This is a genomic window from Aeromonas sp. MR7, from assembly GCF_963899385.1.
In the GTDB taxonomy this organism is placed as follows: Bacteria; Pseudomonadota; Gammaproteobacteria; order Enterobacterales; family Aeromonadaceae; genus Aeromonas; species Aeromonas bestiarum.
The window spans coordinates 60,319-66,318 of record NZ_CAWQXH010000009.1 but is presented as its reverse complement, the minus strand read 5'-3'; the positions used below and the strand labels follow the sequence as shown (position 1 = coordinate 66,318).

8 protein-coding genes are annotated in these 6,000 nt (G+C 57.2%); 2 read left to right on the top strand and 6 right to left on the bottom strand.

The window, feature by feature from the left end:
* Nucleotides 1-152: transposase (locus AACW87_RS04685; RefSeq protein ID WP_241326698.1), on the bottom strand; the 152-nt coding region annotated here is incomplete at its 3' end.
* 86 nt (nt 153-238) lie between these two features.
* Between AACW87_RS04685 and AACW87_RS04680 the strand changes: the two genes are divergently transcribed.
* Nucleotides 239-427 (top strand): hypothetical protein, encoded by a 189-nt coding sequence (locus tag AACW87_RS04680; protein WP_241326693.1) that lies wholly within the window; start codon nt 239-241, stop codon nt 425-427.
* A gap of 101 nt (nt 428-528) precedes the next feature.
* On the opposite strand, the gene rplT is transcribed toward AACW87_RS04680, so the two are convergent.
* The 5 genes from rplT to AACW87_RS04655 all read right to left on the bottom strand — a co-directional run bounded on the left by rplT (nt 529) and on the right by AACW87_RS04655 (nt 4,488).
* Nucleotides 529-885 (bottom strand): 50S ribosomal protein L20, encoded by a 357-nt coding sequence (rplT, locus tag AACW87_RS04675; protein WP_005300683.1) that lies wholly within the window; start codon nt 883-885, stop codon nt 529-531.
* A 14-nt stretch (nt 886-899) separates the two neighbouring features.
* The gene (gene rpmI, locus AACW87_RS04670; RefSeq protein ID WP_005315535.1) at nt 900-1,097 is read right to left on the bottom strand and encodes a 50S ribosomal protein L35; all 198 of its coding nucleotides are present in this window, start codon (nt 1,095-1,097) and stop codon (nt 900-902) included.
* 85 nt (nt 1,098-1,182) lie between these two features.
* The gene (gene infC / locus AACW87_RS04665) at nt 1,183-1,713 is read right to left on the bottom strand and encodes a translation initiation factor IF-3 (RefSeq protein WP_274454371.1); all 531 of its coding nucleotides are present in this window, start codon (nt 1,711-1,713) and stop codon (nt 1,183-1,185) included.
* 21 nt (nt 1,714-1,734) lie between these two features.
* Nucleotides 1,735-3,663, bottom strand: coding sequence for a threonine--tRNA ligase (gene thrS / locus AACW87_RS04660; RefSeq protein ID WP_043135382.1), 1,929 nt, complete (start codon nt 3,661-3,663; stop codon nt 1,735-1,737).
* A 237-nt stretch (nt 3,664-3,900) separates the two neighbouring features.
* Nucleotides 3,901-4,488, bottom strand: a complete 588-nt coding sequence (locus AACW87_RS04655; protein WP_241326692.1) for a tetratricopeptide repeat protein — start codon at nt 4,486-4,488, stop codon at nt 3,901-3,903.
* A 174-nt stretch (nt 4,489-4,662) separates the two neighbouring features.
* Between AACW87_RS04655 and AACW87_RS04650 the strand changes: the two genes are divergently transcribed.
* The gene (locus tag AACW87_RS04650) at nt 4,663-5,718 is read left to right on the top strand and encodes a PA0069 family radical SAM protein (RefSeq protein WP_241326691.1); all 1,056 of its coding nucleotides are present in this window, start codon (nt 4,663-4,665) and stop codon (nt 5,716-5,718) included.
* The last annotated feature ends 282 nt before the right edge of the window (nt 5,719-6,000 follow it).

The window sequence follows — 6,000 nt, the reverse complement described above, 5'->3', positions numbered from 1 at the left end:
TCGGATTGAAGTTGCTGAATCCATCGGCGAAGCACGGTTTCGCCGACATCCAGTGAACGGCTGGCTTCGGGGACGGAATAGCCTTGGTCGAGCACCAGGGATGCGGCTTCCAGCTTGAACTCGGCAGCGAATGAGCGACGTAATCTTGTCATTGAACACCTCAAGTAATGGTGGCGACTGTACCACCTAAAACGGTGTCCGGGATGATTAGACCACTACAGAAAAACTGCAGCGGGGTGTGGCCGAGTTTCAGATTACCCTGGCCAAAGGCCGCCCAAAACTCTACCCGGAAGGCTTCAAGCCACAAATTGACGAGGCCGACTGGCTACTCACCCAGGTGGTGCACGACCTCACCGATCAGGGCTACACCAACCACCTGCAACTCGAAGTGAAACTAAAAGAGCTGCCGGAGTGGCCACATCAATAAAAAGCGTGGACATGAGAAAGGGGAAAGTGATGTAAAACAGTGAGTTACAGATACAAAAAAGGAGGCCTGAGCCTCCTTTTATCTTTCATAACAGAACCGGATTAAACCAGCGCTGCTTTAGCCTTTTCAACCAGGGCGGTGAAAGCCAACTTGTCGTGAACGGCGATATCGGACAGGATCTTGCGATCGATCTCGATAGAAGCCTTCTTCAGACCGTTGATCAGACGGCTGTAGGACAGACCGTTCTGACGTGCTGCAGCGTTGATACGCGCAATCCACAGCTGACGGAACTGACGCTTTTTCTGGCGACGGTCACGGTAGGCATACTGACCAGCTTTAGTTACCGCTTGTACCGCTACGCGGTAAACTCGGGAACGGGCGCCGTAGTAACCTTTGGCGGCTTTCATTACTTTCTTGTGACGAGCGCGAGCAGTCACACCACGTTTAACTCTTGGCATTTTTCACATCCCCCTTATGCGTACGGCAGACAAGCGACAACACGTTTGTGGTCGGCAGCAGAAACCATGAACTTCGGCCCCAGCTTGCGCTTACGCTTGCTGCTCTTCTTGGTCAGGATGTGACGCAGGTGGTTGTGCTTGCACTTGAAGCGACCCGAGCCAGTCTTCTTGAAGCGCTTTGCAGCACCCCGGTTGGTTTTCATCTTCGGCATTTCATACTCCGCATTGTGAGTGACAACAAAATCGCAAGGCGAACCGACTCATGGGGCGAACCCATGAGTCAATTTCTTGTGGGCCTTAAGATTTCTTCTTAGGTGCGAGGACCATCACTGCTTGACGGCCTTCGACTTTCGGGAACGACTCTACTACGGCCAACTCTTCCAGATCGTTCTTGACGCGCTCCAGAACCTTGATACCAAGATCCTGGTGGGCCATTTCACGACCACGGAAGCGCAGGGTGACCTTAGCCTTGTCCCCGTCTTCCAGAAAGCGAACCAGGTTGCGTAGTTTTACCTGATAGTCGCCTTCGTCAGTGCCAGGACGGAATTTGATTTCCTTGACCTGGACGACTTTCTGCTTTTTCTTCTGTTCTTTGGTTGTTTTGCTCTTTTCGTAGAGGAATTTGCCGTAATCCATGATCCGGCAAACGGGCGGTTCAGCGTTAGGGCTGATCTCGACCAGATCCACTCCAGCTTCAACGGCTAAGTTCAATGCATCTTGGATAGCAACGACGCCCAAAGGCTCTCCGTCAATACCAGTCAGACGAACTTCTTTCAGACGAATCTCGGTATTGATCCGGTGAGCGCGGGCTTGCGGTTGCTTGCCCAGTTTTTTTCCGCCTTTTATAGCTTATTCCTCCACTTTCTTTTGTCCGCGGGTCTGAACTTCCTGGGTCAACAGAGCAACTAGCTCTTCAACAGGATAAGTGCCCAGGTCAGCCCCTTTACGAGTCCGTACTGCAATCTTACCGGCTTCAACTTCTTTATCGCCGCAGACCAGCATGAAAGGTACTCGCTTCAAAGTATGCTCGCGGATTTTAAAGCCAATCTTCTCATTTCTCAAGTCCGCTTTTGCGCGAAGACCCGCATCATTCAATGCTTTGGCTACTTTTACCGCATAATCGGCCTGATTATCTGTGATATTCATGACCACAGCCTGAGTCGGAGCCAACCAAGTCGGGAACAATCCGGCGTACTCTTCGGTCAGAATACCGATGAAACGCTCGAGTGAACCCAGAATGGCCCGGTGGATCATCACCGGTACGTGGCGTTCGTTGTCTTCACCCACATAAGTGGCACCCAGACGTCCAGGCAGGGCGAAGTCGAGCTGCACGGTACCACACTGCCAAGCACGATCAAGGCAATCATGCAGGGTAAATTCGATCTTGGGACCGTAGAAGGCGCCCTCACCCGGCTGCAGATCGTACTTCAGGCCGTTCAGCACCAGGGCTTCGGCCAGAGCCGCCTCGGCGCGATCCCAGGCCTCGTCGGAGCCGATGCGCTGCTCGGGACGAGTCGAGAGCTTGACCACGATATTTTCGAAGCCAAAGGTGCCGTAGACGTCATAGACCATACGGATACAGGCGGACACCTCTTCCATGATCTGCTCTTCGGTACAGAAGATGTGAGCGTCATCCTGGGTAAAACCACGCACCCGCATCAGACCGTGCAGGGAACCGGACGGCTCGTTGCGGTGGCAGGAGCCGAACTCGGCCATGCGCAGCGGCAGATCGCGGTAGGACTTCAGCCCCTGGTTGAAGATCTGCACGTGACCCGGGCAGTTCATCGGCTTGATGGCGTACTCGCGGTTTTCGGACTGGGTGGTGAACATGGCCTGGGCATACTTCTCCCAGTGACCTGAACGCTCCCACAGCACGCGATCCATCATGAAGGGCCCCTTCACTTCCTGGTAGTCGTACTCTTTGAGCTTGCCGCGGATGAAGGTTTCCAGCTCACGGAAGATGGTCCAGCCATCGTTGTGCCAGAACACCATGCCGGGGGCTTCTTCCTGCATGTGATACAGGTCGAGCTGCTTGCCTATCTTGCGGTGGTCGCGCTTGGACGCCTCTTCCAGACGCTGCAGGTAGCCTTTGAGCTGCTTCTTGTCAGCCCAGGCAGTGCCGTAGATGCGCTGCAGCATCTTGTTGTTGGAATCGCCACGCCAGTAGGCGCCGGACATCTTCTGCAACTTGAAGTGGTGGCAGTGACGCATGTTGGGCACGTGCGGGCCGCGACACATGTCGACGTACTCTTCGTGATGATACAGACCAGGCTGGTCATCACGGGCAATATTCTGATCCAGGATCTCGACCTTGTAAGTCTCGCCACGGGCTTCGAACACGTCACGTGCTTCCTGCCAGGAGACTCTCTTCTTGATGACGTCGTAATCCTTGGCGGCCAGCGCCAGCATGCGCTCTTCCAGGGCAGCCAGATCCTCGTCGGTCAGGGTACGATCCAGATCGATGTCGTAGTAGAAACCGTTGTCGATGACGGGACCTATGGCCATCTTGGTCTGGGGCCAGAGTTGCTTGATGGCATGACCCAGCAGGTGAGCGCAGGAGTGGCGCAGTATGTCCAGACCTTCTTCGTCTTTGGCGGTGATGATGGCCAGGGAAGCATCGGCTTCGATCAGCTCGCAGGCATCCACCAGTTCACCGTTTACCCGACCGGCAATGCACGCCTTGGCGAGACCCGGACCTATGTCCGCGGCCACGTCCATGACGGAAACGGAGTGGGCAAATTGACGTTGGCTGCCGTCAGGCAGAGTAATGATTGGCATTGTGTGTTTCCTTGTACAGTGGTGCCCCCTACCAAAGGGCACATGCGGGATGGAAAAAAATCATTCAAAAAAGGGTGATGTTCTGGCTCTCCACAGCACTTTGCGAAGACACCCAGTACCGCAAACAGCTTGCGTGACGGCACAAGGCAAACCAAAAACCGAACCATGCTACCAGAAGTAGGCGGGGCTGTATCGGGTTTGATGAGATTTTCTACAACCAAATGAGGTGCTTGCCGGTTAGTCACCCAACAGGGGTTGCCAGTTGAAATCGAAGGTACTGCTCCCCTCCTCGGCCAGAGCAAGCTCCTCCAACACCTTCAATGCAAGCTTGTTGCCCTTTTGCGAGGCCTGATAGAGCCACTGCTTGCCCTGAGCCAGATCGACCCGGCCACTCACCCCCATCAGGTGCAGCACACCGACTTTCAGCATGGCGGGCACGTCACCGTTGCGGGCCGCCAGCTCCATCCAGTGAAATGCCTGCCGCAGATCCCGTTTCACCCCGGCGCCGCGCAGATAGACCTCCGCCAGCCGGTACTGGCCGAAGGCATCACCCGCCTGCGCCGACTGACGATAGAGGCTGATGGCCTGCTCCATGTCCTGCTCTGTGCCCTGCCCCACTTCGTGACTCCAGCCCATCAGCGCCTGCGCGCGCGGGATCCCCTGCTCGGCCAGCGGTTGCCAGATCCTGGTCGCCGTCTCGAACTGGCCGCTGCGCCAGGCCCGGTTGGCCGATGCCAGCTCCTGCTCGGTCGAGAGCGGGATCAGCCGCCAGATGACCAGGCCAAGCACTCCGATAAACAGCCAGCGGCAGGTGATGGGTTTCATGATGATTTCCGTGATCCAGTTCGCATTTTGTCTATGTAAACGAAATGTAGCGCCGCGATCAAGCAGGAGATCCCGTTGACATGCTTTTTATGGCGGTATGAATTGGCAGAGCTTGCATTTGGCAATGAGGGTCAGCATGATAACTGTATATATAAACAGTATCAGTGCGAGACGATGGCAGGACGAGGCAGCACCCACAATATCGAGCATCGTTTCAGCGGCCCGCTGGTCGAGGCTGTCGACGACGGCTGGGCCCAAACAGAGTGGGAGGCAGCATTTGCCGCCACTGCTCCCCGCACCGAGGTAAAGGAGATAACGGCACGCAGCATCATCAGCTACAACCGCTCACCGGATGTGCCCTTTGGTCGCTCCATCAACCCCTATCAGGGCTGCGAGCATGGCTGCATCTACTGCTATGCCAGGCCCAGTCACGCCTACCTGGAACTCTCTCCCGGCCTCGACTTCGAGACCAGGCTGTTTGCCAAGCTCAATGCCGCCGAGCTGTTACGCCGGGAGTTTGCCAAGCCAAGCTATCAGCCAGAGACCATAGTGCTCGGCGCCAATACGGATCCCTATCAGCCCATCGAGCATCACTATCGCCTCACCCGCGCCTTGCTGGAGGTGATGCTGGCCCATCGTCACCCGGTGGGCATCATCACCAAGAGCGCCATGATATTGCGCGATCTCGATCTGCTCGCCGAGCTGGCCCGGGAGGGTCTCTGCCAGGTGATGGTGTCGGTGACGACCTTGAATGAAACCCTGCGGCGACAGCTGGAGCCCAGAGCCAGCACAGGCGCGGGTCGGCTCAAGGTGGTCGAGAAGCTGGCACAGGCCGGGGTGCCGGTCGGCGTGCTGGCGGCCCCCATGATCCCGCGCCTCAACGAGCCCGAGCTGGAGCAGATCATCAAGGCGGCGGCCGAGGCCGGTGCCCACTGCGCCGACTACATACTGCTGCGATTGCCCCACGAGCTGACCACCCTGTTCAGCGACTGGCTGGATGAACACTACCCCGGCCAGAAGGAGGCCATCCTGAACCAGCTGCGGGCCAGCCGTGATGGCGGGCTCAACAGCCCCGCCTTTGGCACCCGCATGCGAGGTGAAGGCCAGTTTGCCGACTTGCTCGCCCAGCGCTTTCGGCTCATCAGCAAGCGCCTGGGCTTGGGCAAGCGCCATCTTCAGCTGCGGCGGGACGGCTTCATTCGCCCGGGCGAACAACTGCGGCTGTTCTGATCGCCCCGACAGCGTCAACCGCACTCACAACGCCTCCCCTTCGCCGGTACACCACAAACCATGCCGACGAGCAGGGCCTCACCCCCTTGGTCGAGGCAAGTACGTGGCCTTGCCTTGCGCGATCAATTCGGCGGGCAGTCGTGCCGGCTCATGGGCCACTTCGTCCTCATGCTCCCCTGCCAGCGACGCTGGTTGATGTTCGCCCCATACCCGGCTCCACCAGATCTCCCACATTACCCAGCTAGTCATAAGGTGCTCCTGTTTGATGGCTGCGAGTCGCAG